Source organism: Glaciibacter superstes DSM 21135, assembly GCF_000421145.1.
Classification (GTDB): Bacteria; Actinomycetota; Actinomycetes; order Actinomycetales; family Microbacteriaceae; genus Cryobacterium; species Cryobacterium superstes.
This window is the reverse complement of record NZ_ATWH01000002.1, coordinates 350258-368789: the sequence shown is the minus strand read 5'-3', so window position 1 is coordinate 368789 and position 18532 is coordinate 350258. Positions and strand designations below refer to the sequence as shown.

The window sequence follows — 18532 nt, the reverse complement described above, 5'->3', positions numbered from 1 at the left end:
GTTGTAACCGACCCCTGACGATTGCCTTAGATCCAGCCTGAATAGTAGTTCCTGTCAGTGATCGTGCGGCACCGTCCGCAGAACAGCATGAAGGAGACTCCCATGAACAACAAGCGCAAATGGACCGTCGTCGGCGCAGCATCCGCTCTCGGCCTCGGCTTGGTTGCCGGCGGAGGAGTCATGGCCGCCAATGCTATGACCATCCACGACACCAGCGGTGAGAAGGTCGGCACGCTGTCGTCTGGTACGTCGAACTCGAGCATCCAGTCGGCGACGTCGGCAACGGATGCCCCCATCACCACGACCAGCACGCCGGCAACCACTAGCGTCGCCACCGCCGGCGCGAGTGCGGTGAGCCCGGTCAGTGCAGTTTCGGCACAGAGTGCGGTTTCGGTACAGAGCACGGTTTCAGCACAGAGCGCGGCTTCAGCACAGACCGCGGTTTCAGCACAGAGCGCAGTTTCAGCACAGAGCGCGGTGTCCGCTCAGAGCGCCGACTGACCCAACACGCGAACAAAGCCGCTGCCCAGATGGGCAGCGGCTTTCGCTATTCGGCGGCGTGCTCCCTCAGGCGGTAGCCCATCCCCCGCACCGTCTCGATGCGCCCGGGCCCGAGCTTCGCGCGCAGGTAGCTGACGTACACATCCACCACGTTCGACCCTGGATCGAAGTCGTAGCCCCACACCCGGCTCAACAGCTGCTCACGGCTCAGCACCTGGTCTGGGTGTCGCAGGAACTCCTCAGTGAGCGCGAACTCGCGAACCGATAGCTCCACGGTGCGGCCATCGACAGCGGCTCGCCGCGATTTGAGGTCGATGCTGAGCCCCTCATGCGCGATGGTCAGGCTCGCCTCCTGGACCCCGCCCGCGGCATCCCTCAGCCGGCTGCGCACCCGCGCCGCCAGTTCGTCGAACTTGAACGGCTTGACCAGGTAGTCGTTGGCGCCGCCGTCCAGACCGGCGACGGTGTCTTCGGTCGCCGTTCGTGCGGTCAGCATGACGATCGGCAACTGTGTGTCGTGCTTGCGGATGCGACGCAACACCTCGAACCCGTCGATACCGGGAAGTCCGACATCCAGCAACACCAGGTCGAACTCACCGGAGAGAGCCAGTTGCAGTCCGTCGACACCATCCTCGACGACGGTGCAGGCATAGCCCTGCGCCTTCAGGCCCTTGCTCACGAAGCTGGAGATGCGCTCTTCGTCCTCAATAATCAGGATGCTGCTCATCCGTTCGCCTCCTGCAATGGGATCTCAATGGCGAAGCGCGAACCGACCGGAGAGCTCTGCAGTGCCACCCGCCCACCGTGTGCTTTGGCGATCGCGGCCACAATGGGAAGTCCAAGGCCCGAGCCACGCACCCCTCGCTGGGCACCCACCCTCCCGAAGCGATCGAAGATACGATCCTCCATGTCTTTCGGGATACCCGGGCCCTGATCCGCCACCCAGAACTCGAGAAGCTGGCCATCGGTGATCCGGCTGCCGAGCGAGATCGGCGAGCCCGGTGGCGCGTACTTGCCTGCGTTGTCGGCCAACTGCAACCATGCCTGCGTGATCCTCGCCGAATCGATGAGACACGCGACCTCCGCAAACTCGGCGAGATTCCACTTATGGTTGCCGTCGGTGGAGGCCTTGGCGAACACCTGCTCTGTGAAGTCGCGGATGTCTATCGGCGACCGGTTGAGCAGCGACTGCTGGCTGTCGGCCAGAGACTCGATCTCGTCAACCAGTGCAGACATCCGATCGAGTTCGTCGATCGCGATCGCTATCGCCTGCCGCATGTCGTCTGGATCTTCAGGGTTGGCCACCTCAAGCTGCCCGCGCACGATCGTGATGGGCGTCTTCAGCTCGTGCCGCACGTCATTGAGCAGCTGTTTTTGCGCGCTGACCGCCCCGTCGATGCGATCGAGCATGGTGTTCACGGTGGAGGTCAGACCGGAAAGGTCGTCGTTGCCCTGCACCGGGATGCGCTTGGTCAGGTCGGTTGCGCTGATGCGAGACGCTGCATCCCGCAGGTCGCGCAACGGCCTGAGCAACCGCCCGGCGACGAGCCAGCCCACCAGTCCGACGGCCACCAGCCCGCCAGCAGCAACAATCGCGTATGTCGAGAACGCGCTGATGCTGTCCTTCAACTCGGCATCGATGTCGAACGCGGCGATGTAGAGGCCCTGCTGTGGGTCGCCCTCAATGTTGACCGGTGTCGCGACATACCGCAGCGAGCCGAGCGGACCCACCGACGTTCCGAGGCGAACCGTTCCGTCTGAAACCTCAGCGACGATGCGGTCGACCAGCGCGGGATCTTCCTCCAGGTGAGCATCGACGTCGATTGCCGACACGAGTGCCGGCTTGCCGTCAATCACGCCCAGTGAGCTCTCGTTGCGGCCAGGCAGTACGCGGGAGAACACGGCCTCCAGGGCTTCCCTGGTGGTGGCATGCGAAGAAGGGGCCGGCGCACTGCCTTCAGTGCCCGAGACATCCGTTGCCGGGGACCCGCTCACCACAACCCGCACCGCTTCCACCCTGGACAGCAGCCGATCATCGATCTCGTGCATGACCCGATCCCGCTGAACGAGGTATGCCGTGAATCCTGCCCCCGCCATGCTCAGGGCCGTGACCGCGAGTATGGCGGCCAGGATACGCGTGCGCACCGACCAGCGCGGCAGGCGGGAAGAAGGCATGACTCCAGTATCGCCTGTCTGTATCGACGCACTTCCAGAGCGGCGGAGGCGCAGATCGATTCGCGTTCTGACGTGTCCGCGGCAGTCGTTTCGACCGTCGAGAACGGGTCCCAGCCCTCACCGCGCAGCATCTCCGCTGCGAGCACGAGCGCTTCGCGGGTCTCCCGCTGTTATTTGGCGCGGCTCTGTAGCGTGCGGGGCGCTGAGCGGCAGCGAAGGACTACATCGCCGATTTCTTTCGAAATCGACCCAGGCGCGCTCTTCGCCCACCGCACAGGGAACACGCCTTCGAACGCAGGGAAAACCCCCGCAGCAACCGGTGGTCGCGCGGGGGCTTCAACGAGGTCCAACATCGTGGACATCTCAGGTGGATGGAAAGTGGGCCCTACCGGGCTCGAACCGATGACATCCACGGTGTAAACGTGGCGCTCTACCAACTGAGCTAAAGGCCCCCGCCGAGTCGAAACCCGAACAGATCGTTGTACAGCATACAGGCGCCGTGGCCGGGATGCACCGCGAGGCTACGCTGGCTGTAGTTCCTCAAGGGCCGCGCGGTAGGCGAGCAGGGAACGCGCTTCGCCGGGTGCGGTGATGAAACTCGAACGGATGATTCCGCCCTGATCGATGAGGAATGTCGCGCGGTTCGCGAACCCCTTTTCCTCAAGGAACACCCCGTATTCCTTGGCGACGGCGCCGTGCGGCCAGAAATCTGCAACCAGGTTGAACCGGTAGCCCTCCTGGTCACCCCAGGCCCGCAGGGTGTGGCGGGAATCCACCGAGATCCCGATGAGTTCAACGGAACTGTCCTCGAAGAGACCCAGGTTGTCGCGCAACTCGCAGAACTCGTTGCTGCAGATCCCAGAGAATGCCAGCGGGAAGAACACCAGCGCCACGGATTTCAGTTCACGAAACTGGCTGAGCTGGATCCGCTGGCCGAACTGGTTGATCAGTTCGAAGTCGGGTGCCTGAGTGTCGTTCTCCAGAGCCATGGTGCGCTTCCTTTCCGTGCCGCGAGAGGATCCGCGGCTGACACGGTTGCCTAGCCTAGACCCGCTGCTCGCTGGAACCAAGAACGCGGTTAAACAAGCACTACAGCTGGACGTTGACCCAGTTGAAGGCGGACGTGTTCCGTGATCTATTCCTCTGCCCTAGACGGCCGAACTCCGCAAGAAAGTACTACCGGAAGACCCACCCTTCTAATCCACGGCTCTGAAGATCGGGCCACCGGGTTTCGAGCGCCTCGGCGGCGGAACGCGTGCTTTCTGGCGCGTACGCAGTACGAGGGAAGAATCAGTAGGCTTGTGAGGATGCCGCCGGTCGTGATCCGACCCACCATGTGCGGCACCACAAATACCCGGCACGATCTGCGCCAGCATGATCTCATCAACGGGATCTGAACAACAGGATCTGAACAACAGGATCTCAACAACAGAGAGAGGTCGAGTGTGACCGTCAACGACCAGGACCCGTACTCGATGGACAACACTGACACCGATCCGGAGGAGACGGCCGAATGGTCTGAGTCGCTGGATGCCCTCGTCGCCGAACACGGCCACCAGCGCGGCCGCGAGATCATGCTCAGCCTGCTCAAGCGCTCGAAAGAACTCCACCTCGGTGTGCCGATGGTTCCGACCACCGATTACATCAACACCATCGCGGCGGGAAACGAGCCCTCCTTCCCGGGCAACGAAGAGATCGAACGCCGCTACCGCGCCTGGATCCGCTGGAACGCCGCCATCCTGGTGCACCGCGCCCAGCGCCCCGGTATCGCCGTCGGCGGCCACATCTCCACCTATGCTTCCTCCGCCGCCCTCTACGAGGTGGGCTTCAACCACTTCTTCCGCGGCCAGAACCACCCGGGCGGCGGCGACCAGATCTTCATCCAGGGCCACGCCTCCCCCGGTACCTATGCGAGGGCATTCCTCGAGGGCCGGCTCAGCACAGACCAGCTCGACGGATTCCGCCAGGAGAAGTCACACGCCCCCAACGGTCTCTCCTCCTACCCGCACCCGCGCCTGATGCCGGAATTCTGGCAGTTCCCAACGGTATCGATGGGCCTCGGCCCGATCAACGCGATCTATCAGGCTCAGGTCAACAAGTACCTCACCAACCGTGGCATCAAAGATGCCAGCGACCAGCAGGTCTGGGCGTTTCTCGGCGACGGGGAGATGGACGAGGTCGAGAGCCGCGGTCAGCTCCAGGTCGCCGCGAACGAGGGCCTCGACAACCTGAACTTCGTCATCAACTGCAACCTCCAACGCCTCGACGGCCCGGTGCGCGGCAATGGCAAGATCATCCAGGAACTGGAAAGCTTCTTCCGGGGCGCCGGCTGGAACGTCATCAAGGTGGTCTGGGGCCGCGAATGGGACGACCTGCTCGCCCGCGACACCGACGGCGCGCTGCTGAACCTCATGAACGTCACGCCGGATGGCGACTACCAGACCTACAAGGCCGAGAGCGGCGCATACGTTCGCGAGAACTTCTTCGGCCGCGACCCGCGCGCCCTCCAGCTCGTCGAAGGCTACACAGACGACCAGGTCTGGAACCTCAAGCGCGGCGGTCACGACTACCGCAAGGTCTTTGCCGCCTTCAAAGCGGCAGCTGAGCACACCGGCCAGCCCACCGTCATCCTGGCCAAGACTGTCAAGGGTTACGGCCTCGGCCCGAGTTTCGAGGGCCGCAACGCGACCCACCAGATGAAGAAGATGACGCTGGAGAACCTCAAGACCTTCCGCGACAGCATGCACGTGCCAATCACGGATGCCCAGCTCGAGGAGAACCCGTATCTTCCGCCGTATTACACGCCGGGCGATTCCGATGAGGCGATCCAGTACCTGCACGAGCGCCGCCGCGCGCTCGGCGGCTACATTCCAGAACGCCGCACCAAGTACACCCAGCTGAACCTCCCTGAAGACTCCACCTACGCCATCGCGAAGAAGGGTTCGGGCACCCAGGAGATTGCCACCACCATGGCCTTCGTCCGCCTGCTCAAAGACCTGCTCCGGTCGAAGGACTTCGGCAATCGCATCGTGCCGATCATCCCGGACGAAGCCCGCACCTTCGGCATCGACGCCTTCTTCCCGAACGCGAAGATCTACAACCCCAATGGTCAGCACTACACGTCTGTCGACCGTGAGCTGCTGCTGGCATACAAGGAAAGCGCGCAGGGTCAGATTCTTCACGTCGGCATCAACGAAGCCGGCGCGATGGCCGCGTTCACCAACGTCGGTACGTCGTACTCGACCCAGGGCGAGCCGCTCATCCCGATCTACGTGTTCTATTCGATGTTCGGATTCCAGCGCACCGGCGACGCCATGTGGGCTGCGGGCGACCAGATGGCCCGCGGCTTCATCATGGGGGCCACCGCCGGTCGCACGACACTGACCGGCGAAGGCCTGCAGCACGCAGATGGCCACTCGCACCTGCTCGCGTCGACAAACCCGGCCGTGGTGTCGTATGACCCCGCCTATGGTTACGAGATCGGCCACATCGTGCACTCCGGCCTCGACCGGATGTACGGCGGAACGCACCCAGACCCGAACGTGATGTACTACATCACCCTCTACAACGAGCCGCTCGTGCAGCCCAAAGAACCAGAAGGCGTCGACTCCGACGGAATCGTGCGCGGCATCTACCGCCTGAACGAATCCGCCGTCACCGGTCCGAAGGCACAGCTGCTGGCATCCGGCGTATCCGTTCCCTGGGCACTCGAGGCCCAGCAGCTACTGGCCGATGACTGGGGCGTCTCCGCCGATGTCTGGTCAGTGACGTCATGGACCGAACTGCGCCGCGACGGCCTGGCCGCAGAGGAGCACAACTTCCTCAACCCGAACGACGAGGAGCGTACGGCGTACGTCACGCAGAAGCTGGCGAACGCCCAGGGCCCCTTCGTGGCGGTCTCCGATTACATGCACGCCGTACCGGACCAGATTCGTCAGTTCGTCCCCGGCGACTTCGCGACACTCGGAGCAGACGATTTCGGCTTCTCCGACACCCGCGCCGCCGCTCGCCGATTCTTCAAGATCGACGGACCGTCGATGGTCGTTCGCACCCTCGAGATGCTCGGCCGCCGCGGCGACGTCGATCGCTCTCTGGCACAGCAGGCGATCGAGAAGTACCGGCTGCACGAGGTGACGGCAGGAACCACCGGCTCAGCCGGGGGCGAGAGCTAGCCTCCCCGTGGCACCGGCGCCCAAGACCAAACAGCAGACACTCGCCTGGCTTCGCACGATCTCAGGCGAGTTGTCGACCGCGACCCTGAAACGTCTCGAAGACACCCTGTCCTGGTATGGCGACATGCCGCCGGGGAGGCGGTCTGCCGTCGGCCTTGTGGCCCAGGCGGGTATCACCTCGTTCATCTCCTGGTTCGACGACCCGAAATCGACACCGTGGATCGCCGCCGACGTCTTCGGCGCCGCCCCACGTGAACTGCTGCGCTCGATCAGCCTGCAACAGACCCTCCAGCTGATCAGGGTCACCGTCGAAGTGGTCGAAGAACGGGTCAAAGACGGCGGCGAGTCACTCCGGGAAGCGATCCTGCTCTACTCGAGGGAGATCGCATTCGGCGCAGCGGATGTCTACGCCCGCGCGGCAGAGGCACGCGGGCTCTGGGACGCCAGGCTTGAGGCGCTCGTCGTCGACTCCATTCTCAGTGGCGAGTACGACGATGAGCTCCCCAGCCGAATCGCCGCACTGGGGTGGCACGGCCACGGCGAGGTCTGCGTGCTCGTCGGCACCACTCCGAAAATGCTCGACGTCGACCAGTTGCGTCGCTCGGCACGCCATATGACCGCCGACGTGCTGATCGGCGTGCAGGGTAATCGTCTGGTTCTGGTCATCGGGCGCGCGCATCCGACCCCAGCAGAAGGCGACGAGACGATCGGTACGGCGCCCATCCTGTCGTTCATGGAGATCGCCATGCAACTGGAACCGAGCTTCGGGCCCGGGCACCTGGTGCTGGGGCACGAAGTACCGAACCTCGTCGACGCCTCAAAGAGCGCCAAAGCCGCCCTGGCCGGTTTCGCCGTTGCCAGATCGTGGCGCAATGCACCGCGCCCCGTTCCGGCAGACGATCTCCTGCCAGAGCGTGCTCTCGCCGGCGATCCGCTGGCCAGGGCAACACTCATCCACCGGATCTACCGTCCGTTGCAGGCGCACTCTACCGAGCTCCTCACCACGCTCTGGTGTTACCTCGACAACGGTCGATCACTCGAAGCGACGGCCAGGGAACTCTTCGTACACCCGAACACGGTGCGCTACCGCCTGAAGCGGGTCTCCGAGGTGATCGGCTACGACGCGACAGGCTCGCGAGAGGCGCTCATTCTCCAGGCGGCATTGATCATCGGATCGATCAGCGATCACGACGGATCGACTCGTCGTCGCTGACGCTGCACCGACGCGACTGCAAACTGTCGATACGCGATAATGGATTCGCGAATACTTAGTGCATCTTCGACACACGCCTCGGGCGTGAGATTGAGAAACTAGAACACGTGATTGTCGTCGTCTGCCCAGGTCAGGGCTCCCAGACCCCTGGCTTCCTCGAACCCTGGCTCGAGATTCCGGAATACGCCCGCGAGTTACAGGAGATCTCCGACGCCGTCGGCATCGACCTGGTCGCACATGGAACCGTAAGCGACGCGGACACCATTCGCGATACAGCGATTGCTCAACCGTTGATCGTCGCGGCCGGGCTGCTCACACTAGGTGCGCTGCTGGCGGACGGCCGACAGGATCGCATCGCCGGAATAGCCGGGCACTCGGTCGGCGAAGTGACCGCCGCAGCCGGCGCCGGCATCCTGAGCAACGCGGATGCCGTTCGGTTCGTGCGCGAACGCGGAACGGCGATGGCTGCTGCGGCCGCCCTCGAGCCAACCGGCATGAGCGCCGTCATCGGGGCGGACGAGACCGAACTCCTGGCACAACTGGATTCGCTCGGTCTCTCCCCGGCGAACTTCAACGGCGGCGGCCAGATCGTGGTAGCCGGCGCTCGTGATGCGTTGGCAGCACTCGGCGAAAACCCGCCGGCGCGGGCACGTGTCATTCCGCTGCAGGTCGCAGGAGCGTTCCATACGCGTTACATGCAGCCGGCAGCGGCGCACCTCGCCGGCGTCGCAGACGGCCTGGCCACCAGCGATCCCACCACCCGGATCTGGACGAACCGAGACGGCAGCCGGGTGCACAGCGGTGCGGAATTCGTCAGCCTTCTGGTCGGACAGGTGCACTCCCCCGTCCGTTGGGATCGCTGCATGGAGTCGTTCGCGAGTGCCGGTGTCACCGGGATCATCGAGGTTGCGCCCGCCGGTGCACTGGTCGGGCTCGCAAAGCGTGCGCTCAAAGGAGTGCCGAGCGTCGCCATCAAGACACCGGACGATCTCCCCAGAGCAATCGAACTCATCGACGCGTCCGCACCGATCGCCTGACCCGCACCGCGTGCACCGACCGGCCTGACATACATACCCAGAGAGAGACGAATGACGAAGCCAACACTGCAGCAGTCACACGGCCCCCAGTACACCCGTATCCTCTCGGTCGGGGCCGCGAGGGGCGACCAGATCGTGCCGAACGACGACCTGATCGGGCCGATCAACTCCTCAGACGAATGGATTCAACAGCGCACCGGCATCATCACGCGCACCAGGGCCAGCCAAGACGTGTTGGCCGTCGACCTGGCAACGGACGCCGCCCGGGAAGCGATCCAACGCTCCGGAATCGCCCCTGAGTTGATCGATGCCGTCATCATCGCCACGATCAGCAATACCCAGCAGACGCCCTCAATGGCCGCCGTCGTCGCCGAACGGGTCGGCGCCAATCCCGCGGCGGCATACGACATGAACGCCGCGTGTGCCGGGTACACCTATGCGATCGCCCAGGCCGATGCGCTCATCCGCACCGGTGTCGCCCACTTCGCACTCGTGATCGGCGCCGAGAAGCTCTCTGATGTCGTCGACCCGACCGACCGATCCATCTCGTTCCTGCTCGGCGACGGCGCCGGCGCGGTGGTGATCGGACCGAGCGAGTTCCCGGGGATCTCCAGCACGGTGTGGGGCTCAGACGGCTCGAAAGCGGATGCCGTCGGCATGGACCACACGCTGCAGGAGTTCCGCAGGGGTGAGGCCGCCTGGCCCACCCTCCGCCAGGAGGGCCAGACTGTTTTCCGCTGGGCGGTGTGGGACATGGCCAAGGTCGCCAAGCGGGCACTCGACGCGGCCGGCATCACCAGCGATCAGCTCTCGGCCTTCATCCCCCACCAGGCGAACATGCGCATCATCGACGAGTTCGCCAAGCAACTGAAGCTGCCGGAATCCGTTGTGATTGCGCGTGACATCGCGACCACCGGCAACACGTCGGCCGCATCCATCCCGCTTGCCACCCACCGACTTCTCGAAGAGAACCCCGAACTCAGCGGCGGCCTCGCACTCCAGATCGGCTTCGGAGCCGGTCTGGTGTTCGGCGCGCAGGTCGTGGTGCTGCCTTAGTCGGGCGCACTCCCCCTAAACTGAGTCTCGGTCAAACGCGACACCCCAAGGAGATATAACAATGGCATTGTCCACCGAAGAAGTTCTTGCCGGCCTGGCCGAACTCATCAACGACGAGACCGGCATTGCAACCGACACGGTTGAGCTGGACAAGTCGTTCACCGACGACCTGGACATCGACTCCATCTCGATGATGACCATTGTCGTCAACGCGGAGGAGAAGTTCGACGTGAAGATTCCTGACGAAGAGGTGAAGAACCTCAAGACTGTCGGAGACGCTGTCGAGTTCATCGTCAAGGCGCAGGACTAGCACCTCTCGCACAGGGCAGGCCGGCCGACTCCCGTCGACCGGTCCGCCTCGTGCTGGCAGCCAACCGTTCTACCGTTCCACGGAGAGTTGACGTTATGACCAAGAAGATCGTTATCACCGGCCTCGGCGCCACGTCGCCCCTCGGCGGCACGGCCGCCGACAGCTGGTCTGCACTGCTGGCAGGCGAATCCGGAGCCAGCACCCTTGAACAGGAGTGGGTCGCACGGACCCAGATACCGGTGACCTTCGCCGCACAGGCCAAAGTGCCCTCGAACAGCGTGCTCGAGCGCCACGAACAGAAGCGCCTCGACCCTTCAAGCCAGTTCGCTTTGATCGCAGGCCGTGAAGCCTGGGCAGACGCCGGCTCCCCCGAGGTCGAACCCGGCCGGCTCGCCGTCGACTGGGCAACCGGTATCGGCGGGGTGTGGACGCTCCTCGACGCCTGGGACACCCTGCGCGAACGCGGCCCACGCCGGGTACTGCCGATGACGGTTCCCATGCTGATGCCGAACGGCCCTGGAGCGGCGATCGGAATGGACCTGCACGCCCGTGCAGGCATCCGTACCGTCGTCTCGGCGTGTGCCTCGAGCACGGAGTCGCTGGCGAACGCATACGACCATCTGCAGCAGGGTCTCGCCGATGTCATCATCGCCGGTGGTTCTGAGGCCGCGATCCACCCGCTGCCGATCGCATCGTTTGCCGCCATGCAGGCGCTCTCCAAGCGAAATGACGACCCGGCCACCGCCTCAAGGCCATACGACGTCACTCGAGACGGCTTTGTGCTCGGCGAAGGTGCTGCGGCGCTCGTCGTCGAAACGGAAGAGCATGCCAAGGCACGCGGCGCGCGAATCTACGCCGAGCTTCTCGGTGGTTCGGTGACCAGCGACGCCTACCACATCACGGCGCCTGACCCAGAAGGTACTGCTGCCGCACGTGCGATGATCGCTGCAGTGCAGAATGCGGGAGCAGAGCTGGGCGACGTCGCTCACATCAATGCGCACGCCACCAGCACCCCGGTCGGGGACATCGCAGAGTACAACGCACTCCGGCGCGTGTTCGGCGGTCTCCTCGACGGCATCCCCGTCTCGGCCACCAAGGGGTCGACCGGGCACCTGCTCGGTGGCGCTGGTGCCATCGAAGCTCTCTTCACTGTGATGTCACTCTCCGAGCGAGTGGCGCCGCCGACCATCAACCTGACCGAGCAAGATCCGCAGATCCCACTCGACGTCGTGACCAAGCCGCGGGCTCTGCCGGACGGCGACCTTCTCGCCATCAGCAACTCATTCGGTTTCGGCGGACACAATGCTGTCGTCGCCTTCCGGAGCGTGTAGCGGGTTCGACCAACAGCCTCACGTCTGAACGGGAAAGACCCCGACCGGGAAGCCACCGGTCGGGGTCTGTTCTCTTGAATGCGATCCAGGTGTTTCGCGTACACGCTGTTCGGGAAACTCACCGACCCGCGCTTATTGCGCCACGTTGCCTGACTCGCACGATTGTGGGGTTGCGCTGTCGATCTGTGCCGTCAGCCAACCTGTGCCGTCAGCCGACCTGGTGAAGCCAGACGACCGAGTTCATATCGCTGGCGTGGCGGAACGGTTCGAGCTCGTCGTCCCAGGCCTGGCCGAGGGCGAGCCGCAATTCGCGATGCAGCTCGATCGTGTTGGCACCGGCGACTTCGATCGCATAGCGCACACGGTCCTCAGGAATCACGATGTTGCCTGCGGTGTCGGTCTGGGCGTAGAAGATACCGAGGTCTGGGGTGTGCAGCCAGCGACCGCCATCCGTTCCGAGCCCTGCATCCTCCGTCACTTCGAAACGCAGGTGTTCCCAGCCACGCAGCGCCGATGCGAGCTTCGCGCCGGTGCCTCGTTCGCCTTCCCAGTAGAACTCGGCGCGTTGCGCGCCCTTCTGCACTGGCTGCTCCGACCACTCAAAATTCACCGCCTCACCGAGAGCCGTGCCGGCCGCCCACTCGACGTGGGGGCACAACGCTCGGGGCGAAGAGTGCACAAAAAGCACGCCTCGCGCAGTTGGTGCCTGACGGGCTGGTGTTGCCGCCATCGTTTTCTCCGTTCCTCTGAGGTGCGTCTTCCCCAACGACCTCTGAACGGATGATGTGCGGTATGCGTGTGAAGTTGTGCGGATCAGATGTTGTGATACATCGTGGCCACTAGCTGAATTATGCCCCAGTCCACACCATAATGACAAGCCTGTCATTCCAATGTCGGGGGCGTGTCGCTGGTGTCGTGGCCGGTCACGCCTCTCTCTGTTCTCTATACTCGGTATAGGTATTCAGATCCAGGAGGCAGCGTGGCGGTACGGAATGGAACCGTGCGGAACGGGACGGTTCGCAATGGCCTGTTGTCGATCCTGACCATCGGACCCGCATACGGATTTCAGTTGCACGGTGAACTCAGCTCTCGCACGGCAGGCAGACGAAACGTCAACGTCGGGCAGGTCTACGGGACCCTGGAACGGCTGGCACGCCAGGGCTCCATCGAGTCGGCAGGTTCCACCGACGACGGGCTGCCGTTGTATCGCCTGACAGCTGCCGGCCGCGCGGAGGCTTCAGAGTGGCTGACCAGCACCGAGAGCGCTGTCGGTGAGGAATGGAATGACCTCATCGATCGTGTGCTGCTTGCGTCTTCGCTGCCCGATGGCGACGCGCTCGGCCTGATTGCCGCCTACCGCGAGCACTGGCTGGGTGTGGGTGGGAACCTCGGCGCATCCGGCCAGGATCGTCTGGCCGCCGGGGCAGACCAGGCTCTGGCAACTGCGGCGCTGGACTGGTTGGAACACGCACGTCGACTCGTGGAGGACGGATCATCCGACTCGTTCAGACGCGACCTCAGCGCCGTGCGGCCACGACGCGGCCGCCGACCGGCGACTGCGTCTGCGTCTGGCGCACCGATGTCGGCAGCCGGCTGACCGACTACGTGGCCTCTGCGTAGCTGTCGACGACCGCCACCGTGAGTGGGAAGTCGACGGGGAAATCACCGAACAGCAGCCGTCCGGCGGTTGCGGCGGCATCCGTCACGATAGCGGACACCCGATCGGCCAGGTCAGCCGGAGAGTGCACGATGACCTCGTCGTGCAGGAAGAAAACCAAATGTGGCGTGTCGGCGAAGACGGATGCTGCCGTGTCACGACCCGTATTCGGCTCCGACAAAGCGCGGAGTGTCTTGCGAATCTCGGCCATCCAGCACAGTGCCCACTCAGCAGCGCTGCCCTGCACGACAAAGTTGCGCGTGAAGCGTCCCCAGTCGCGCGCCTGGCTGCGTGCGCGGCGTTCGTCGACCGCCGATGCCGCCGGGTCATACGCCTGGGCCTGCACCGCTTGCCAGCTCTCCCCCGGCCGTGGTGACGAGCGACCGAGCCGCGTCGTCACGATGTCGCCGCGTTCGCCTGCTCGCGCAGCTTCCTCCGTCAGACCGAGTGCGCGGGGGTACGCGCGCGCCAGCCGTGGCAGGAGCCTGCCGCTCTCCCCCGTCGTCGCTCCGTACATTGCTCCGAGCATGGCGATCTTTGCGTGCGCACGGGTCTCGACGACTCCGCTCGCAACGATTCCGGCGTAGAGGTCTGTGCCACGGCCGGCCGCGGCCATCTCCGTGTCGGTGGACAGTGCCGCGAGGATACGAGGTTCCAATTGGGCGGCGTCCGCCACAACCAGTTTCCAGCCGTCGTCGGCGATGACGGCTCCGCGCACCTGTTTGGGAAGCTGCAACGCTCCCCCGCCACGGGTGGCCCACCTGCCGGTGACGACGCCTCCTGGCACGTATTCAGGGTGGAAGCGGCCGTCGACGATCCAGGTGTCCATCCAGTACCAGCCGTTGGCACTCAGCAGGCGAGCAAGCTTCTTGTACTCGAGGAGCGGTGCAATGACCGGATGTTCGAGCTCCATCAGCTCCCAGGCCCTGGTTGACGTCACGGAGAGACCGGCCCTCCGCAGGGCCTTCAGGAGGTCCTGGTTCGAGTCGGGGTTGACGGATGCATCGTCCAGCGCCGTTCGGATGTTCCCGGCCAATGACTCCAGGCGTTCCGGACGCCGTCCGTGAGCGACGCGAGGGCCGAGTTCAGCCGTGAGCAGTCGATCGTGGATGTCGGTGCTCCAGGGCAGCCCGGCGAACTGCATCTCCGCGGCGATGAGTGCGCCGGCAGATTCGGCCGCGAGGAGCAGTCGCAACCGGCCGGGGTTCGCGCAGAAAGAGACGGCATCGAGCTGCCGGAGCAACTCGGTGAGGGTGTCGTCGTCGACGGGGTGGTCGCTTCGTCCCGGGTCGTCGTCGCCGTGCTCCCCCGCCGTGAAGTCACCGTCGAGATCGAACAGGGTCATTCCCGGAGCCTGCTGCTGCGGCTCGAACGGCGGCGCAGCATCCCATCGCCCGGGAACCGCTCCGGCAAGTCCGCTCGACGCCGTGAGCTCGGAGGAACGGAGGATAGCGTGGCTGAGCCGCAGGTCGTGGCAGCGCTGCACACGGATTCCGGAGGCGAGCAGGGCGGGATACCAGCGTGAGGTGTCGTCCCACACCCAGCGGGGCGCATCCGTTTGTGTGGATTCCAACTCCGTGGTGCGCACGTACTCGGTGAACTCGTCGTAAGACAAAGTGAGCGCCGGCCGAATCGGCTGCCCGGCCGAGTTAAGAGGCGCGGCCAGAACGCCCTGATTGCCGGTTCGAGTCACCAGGATGTACACGGCAACCCGGCATCGGCAGACAGGAATTTCGGCACAGATCTATTCTGTCGTCTGCCTCGGACAGTTTCTGTCCTATTTGAACCATTCGTGGCTCCCGTATGCTCACGCTCATCAGGACTCGCCGTCACCTGACCACATCTGCCGCAGCATGCCTATCGTCTCGTCATCGGTGAGCTGATGGAAGTCGGTGTAGAACTGGCCGATCGCCCAGAACTCCGTTGGCATCTCGAGTGCAATGACCTGGTCGGCGTATCCGTTCAGCTCTCGCTCGGTGTCGTCGGGTGCGACTGGCACCGCCAGAACCGTCCTGGACGCGCCCATTCGCCGCACGGCGGTGAGAGCTGCCTTCGCGGTTGCGCCGGTTGCGAGGCCGTCATCGACCACGATCGCTGTGCGGCCGGACGGATCGAGCGGTGCCCGGTCACCGAGGTAGCGACTCCTGCGCCGTTCGATTTCAGCGAGTTCGCGACGACGGATGCGTTCCAGCGCTTCGGCATCACGGCCGGTCGCCGCGTAGACGTCGTCGTTGATGATCGTCTGGGGGTCGTCGCCGTCGACGACCGCGCCGAGAGCAACTTCCGGATACCCCGGCGCGCCGATCTTGCGCACGATGAGCAGGTCGAGTGGGGCGCGGAGCATCCTGGCTACCTCGATAGCGACGGGGACACCGCCGCGCGGCAGGGCGTACACAATGGGATCGTGCAGTTTGTCGTCAGGTAGGCGTCTGGTGAGTTCGGTAGCCAGCAGCCGACCGGCCTCGGAGCGGTCTCGAAACATGTCCACCCTCTCCTCGGCCCTCGAAAGCAGCGTAACTCGCATTTCGGCACTGTCGCAGAATTTCTGATCTTCAGCGCAGGGCATCCGTTCTGCCTGCGGAGTTCGTCTCAAAAAGTGTCAGGGCAGGGCGCCGGCGCACGGCCGAGTCACGCGAGCGGCAACAATTCCCCGCCGAGCGAGGTCTGAAGGATGGCGAGCTCATTCGGATCCGTGCCCAAAGACACCGTGATGAGCCAGTTCGGTCCGATCAGGAAGAGACCGGGTTCCATGCCTGTCCTTCCGCCATCCGATCATGCAAGGTCGCACATATCCGTGCCGAGTTCCCAGCTTCAGTCGAGTTGCCGAGAATACTCTGGATACCCCGATCTGCAAGGAGACACGACCATGGGATTCCTCGACCGACTTCTGGGCCGCGAAGAGCCCGAAACACCTCCGCAGCAACGCCCGGCGTCCCAACCTGAGCGTTCTGCAGACGAAATCGCCGTCGAACGCTACCGGTATCTGCTGCGTACGGCACCGCCAGAGACGATCGAGCAGGTACACACGGAGGCTTTCGCGAAGCTGACTGAAGAACAACGGGAATTGCTGTTCCAGCAGTTGATGGCCGATGCTCCTCCGAGCGAGCGTCCGCGCGACAACGCTCCGGCCAGCCTCGCCCAGGCCGCGACGAGGCAGGAACTGCGGAGCCCGGGCACCATGGAGCGCACACTTGACTCTGCCGGCCAACGCGGTGGCCCCGGCCTCGGCAGCATGTTCGCCAGTTCTCTGCTCGGAACGGTAACGGGTTTTGTCATCGGTTCCGCGATCGCGTCGGCATTCCTGCCTGGCCCGGCTGACACTGCCGCGGCCGACGGTAACACTGACAGCGGCGGAGACGGTGGAGATTCAGGTGGTGGAGATTCAGGTGGTGGAGATTCAGGTGGTGGAGATTCAGGTGGCACGGATGCCGGCTCCGGCTCCGGCGGCGAAGCCACGGCCGACGGTGGCGGTGGCGACTTCGGAGGCGGAGACTTCGGAGGCGGAGACTTCGGTGGTGGAGGCGATTTCGGTGGCGGTTTCGACTTCTAGCGGGGTCGCCTCCCGTCGAGAATCGCCGCCTCCACCCGTTGACCCCGCTACGCCGGCGATTGTGGGTGCGAACGGCGACGATCGGCGCACGACGATCGTCGTGGCTTCGGACACGACGCCTCGTCTACGTCGATACGCCACGCTCTCAGTAGGGCGGACGGGACTTGAACCCGTGACCGACGGATTATGAGTCCGCTGCTCTAACCAGCTGAGCTACCGCCCCGAGAATCCGCCTACTCTGACGAGTGTGCGGAGGCTCCGTCGATGATCGGATCGACCACCGGTTCACCACGATACAGGCTTTCGAAGGTGTTCAAGGTGCGGTTGATATCGTGCGAGCCGATCAGTTTGAGCGACTCGCGCTTCTGCGCAGTCAGCTCGGCTGGTGCGGCCGTCAACACCTGCGTCAGCTTGTCCGCGAGGTCCTGGGCATTGCCTGGCTCGAACAGGTACCCGTTCTCCTTGTCGTGCACCAGGTGCGGCAGCGCCATGGCGTTGGCTGCGACCACGGGGAGCCCAGACGCCATCGCCTCCATGGTGGCAATGCTCTGCAGCTCGGCAATCGACGGCATCGCAAAGACCGTCGCGCGCGAATAGGCGGCCCGCAATTCCTCATCCGTCACATAGCCGGTGAACGACACCCGATCACTGATGCCGAGGGTGTCGGCCAGGTGCTCGAGGTTGCGCTTCTGGTCGCCTCCGCCGACGATCTCGACTTTCACGTCGAGCTCGGGCGAAAGCAATGCAACGGCGTTCAGCAGGACGTCGATCTGCTTCTCACCAGTGACCCGGCCGACGAACAGGATGCGGTTCTCGGTGCGTGGTTCGAAACTCGGCGAATAGTTGTCTGCGTTGATCCCGCAGGAGATCGCGTGAACCTCGGTGAGCCCCGTGTACTTCTTCAAGAACTGCGCCGCACGCACCGTCGGGGTCGTCACCGCTTCCGCCCGACCGAACGTGCGCCGGGCGGCACGCCACGCTGCCTTGATCACGCGGTCCTGGAAGCCCTTGGGAATCAAAGAGAACTCCACCATGTTCTCTGGCATGAAGTGATTGGTGCCGATGATGCGGATGCCGCGTTTCTCAGCCTCGATCGTCACACCGCGCCCGACATTGAGGTGTGACTGGAAGTGCACGACGTCTGGCTTCACGGAGTCGAGAATGCGACGACTGTCGCGCCGAACCAGCCACGGAAGTGCGAATCGCAACCAGTCGTGGGGGTACCAGCGCCAGCTGTGCAAGCGATGCACGGTCATCGGCTGGCCCTCGTGCGTCTCAGTCCAGGTGCCGCTCTTGCGAGACGCAGCAGGCGCCATCACGTGCACGTCGTGTCCACGCGACACCAGGCCGGCCGCCAGTCGTTCTGCGAACCGGGCAGCGCCGTTCACGTCTGGCGCGAAAGTGTCGGCCGCGATCAGGACGCGGATCGGCTTCTTCGCCGCGTGGGCATCGCCTGCCGGCGAATCGCTTGGCGGATAGATCGGATCTGACAAGTGGCGTAATCCCTACGTTGGCGGGCCGGGAATCGAC

17 protein-coding genes and 2 tRNA genes are annotated in these 18532 nt (G+C 64.3%); 9 read left to right on the top strand and 10 right to left on the bottom strand.

All coding sequences use genetic code 11. The features are described from left to right. Positions 1-102 precede the first annotated feature (102 nt). Positions 103-501, top strand: a complete 399-nt coding sequence (locus tag K323_RS0104005) for a hypothetical protein (protein WP_157509333.1) — start codon at positions 103-105, stop codon at positions 499-501. 46 nt (positions 502-547) lie between these two features. Here the strand turns inward: K323_RS0104005 and K323_RS0104000 are convergent, their stop codons facing one another. The 4 genes from K323_RS0104000 to K323_RS0103985 form a co-directional block, all read right to left on the bottom strand. Beyond that, positions 548-1228, bottom strand: coding sequence for a response regulator transcription factor (locus K323_RS0104000; RefSeq protein ID WP_022883997.1), 681 nt, complete (start codon positions 1226-1228; stop codon positions 548-550). Continuing rightward, positions 1225-2676 (bottom strand): sensor histidine kinase, encoded by a 1452-nt coding sequence (locus K323_RS24150; protein ID WP_022883996.1) that lies wholly within the window; start codon positions 2674-2676, stop codon positions 1225-1227. The genes K323_RS0104000 and K323_RS24150 overlap by 4 nt, the downstream gene beginning before the upstream one ends. Before the next feature lie 379 nt (positions 2677-3055). Further along, positions 3056-3128 (bottom strand) — tRNA-Val (locus K323_RS0103990). Between the two features lie 69 nt (positions 3129-3197). Continuing rightward, positions 3198-3665, bottom strand: a complete 468-nt coding sequence (locus K323_RS0103985) for a peroxiredoxin (RefSeq protein ID WP_022883995.1) — start codon at positions 3663-3665, stop codon at positions 3198-3200. A 456-nt stretch (positions 3666-4121) separates the two neighbouring features. Between K323_RS0103985 and aceE the strand changes: the two genes are divergently transcribed. From aceE to K323_RS0103955, 6 genes are all read left to right on the top strand, one after another. Further along, positions 4122-6848, top strand: coding sequence for a pyruvate dehydrogenase (acetyl-transferring), homodimeric type (gene aceE, locus K323_RS0103980; protein ID WP_022883994.1), 2727 nt, complete (start codon positions 4122-4124; stop codon positions 6846-6848). Between the two features lie 7 nt (positions 6849-6855). Beyond that, positions 6856-8061 carry a PucR family transcriptional regulator gene (locus tag K323_RS0103975; RefSeq protein ID WP_022883993.1) on the top strand — a complete coding sequence of 402 codons (1206 nt, stop codon included), beginning with the start codon at positions 6856-6858 and terminating at the stop codon, positions 8059-8061. A 107-nt stretch (positions 8062-8168) separates the two neighbouring features. After that, positions 8169-9098, top strand: a complete 930-nt coding sequence (locus tag K323_RS0103970) for an ACP S-malonyltransferase (protein WP_022883992.1) — start codon at positions 8169-8171, stop codon at positions 9096-9098. Between the two features lie 51 nt (positions 9099-9149). Beyond that, positions 9150-10154: a beta-ketoacyl-ACP synthase III gene (locus K323_RS0103965; RefSeq protein ID WP_022883991.1), complete on the top strand. Its 1005-nt coding sequence runs from the start codon at positions 9150-9152 to the stop codon at positions 10152-10154. A 61-nt stretch (positions 10155-10215) separates the two neighbouring features. Then, positions 10216-10464 (top strand): acyl carrier protein, encoded by a 249-nt coding sequence (locus tag K323_RS0103960; protein ID WP_022883990.1) that lies wholly within the window; start codon positions 10216-10218, stop codon positions 10462-10464. A gap of 95 nt (positions 10465-10559) precedes the next feature. Then, a complete protein-coding gene (locus K323_RS0103955; RefSeq protein ID WP_022883989.1) occupies positions 10560-11795 on the top strand; it encodes a beta-ketoacyl-[acyl-carrier-protein] synthase family protein in 1236 nt (411 codons plus the stop codon). A 208-nt stretch (positions 11796-12003) separates the two neighbouring features. Here K323_RS0103955 and K323_RS0103950 read toward each other — a convergent pair whose 3' ends face one another. After that, the gene (locus K323_RS0103950; protein ID WP_022883988.1) at positions 12004-12525 is read right to left on the bottom strand and encodes a DUF3145 domain-containing protein; all 522 of its coding nucleotides are present in this window, start codon (positions 12523-12525) and stop codon (positions 12004-12006) included. Between the two features lie 249 nt (positions 12526-12774). On the opposite strand from K323_RS0103950, the gene K323_RS0103945 reads away from it, so the two are divergent. Continuing rightward, a complete protein-coding gene (locus K323_RS0103945) occupies positions 12775-13392 on the top strand; it encodes a PadR family transcriptional regulator (protein WP_022883987.1) in 618 nt (205 codons plus the stop codon). A 4-nt stretch (positions 13393-13396) separates the two neighbouring features. On the opposite strand, the gene K323_RS0103940 is transcribed toward K323_RS0103945, so the two are convergent. From K323_RS0103940 to K323_RS30645, 3 genes are all read right to left on the bottom strand, one after another. After that, a complete protein-coding gene (locus K323_RS0103940; protein ID WP_022883986.1) occupies positions 13397-15157 on the bottom strand; it encodes a bifunctional 3'-5' exonuclease/DNA polymerase in 1761 nt (586 codons plus the stop codon). 111 nt (positions 15158-15268) lie between these two features. Then, positions 15269-15934: a phosphoribosyltransferase gene (locus K323_RS0103935; protein WP_022883985.1), complete on the bottom strand. Its 666-nt coding sequence runs from the start codon at positions 15932-15934 to the stop codon at positions 15269-15271. Between the two features lie 146 nt (positions 15935-16080). Beyond that, a complete protein-coding gene (locus K323_RS30645) occupies positions 16081-16203 on the bottom strand; it encodes a hypothetical protein (RefSeq protein WP_022883984.1) in 123 nt (40 codons plus the stop codon). Positions 16204-16318: 115 nt separating this feature from the next. On the opposite strand from K323_RS30645, the gene K323_RS0103925 reads away from it, so the two are divergent. Beyond that, complete coding sequence (locus K323_RS0103925; RefSeq protein WP_022883983.1) at positions 16319-17002, top strand: hypothetical protein; 684 nt, start codon at positions 16319-16321, stop codon at positions 17000-17002. A gap of 149 nt (positions 17003-17151) precedes the next feature. Here the strand turns inward: K323_RS0103925 and K323_RS0103920 are convergent. Beyond that, positions 17152-17225: transfer RNA gene (locus K323_RS0103920), tRNA-Ile, on the bottom strand. A 10-nt stretch (positions 17226-17235) separates the two neighbouring features. Beyond that, positions 17236-18495 carry a glycosyltransferase gene (locus K323_RS0103915; protein ID WP_022883982.1) on the bottom strand — a complete coding sequence of 420 codons (1260 nt, stop codon included), beginning with the start codon at positions 18493-18495 and terminating at the stop codon, positions 17236-17238. Positions 18496-18532 lie beyond the last annotated feature (37 nt).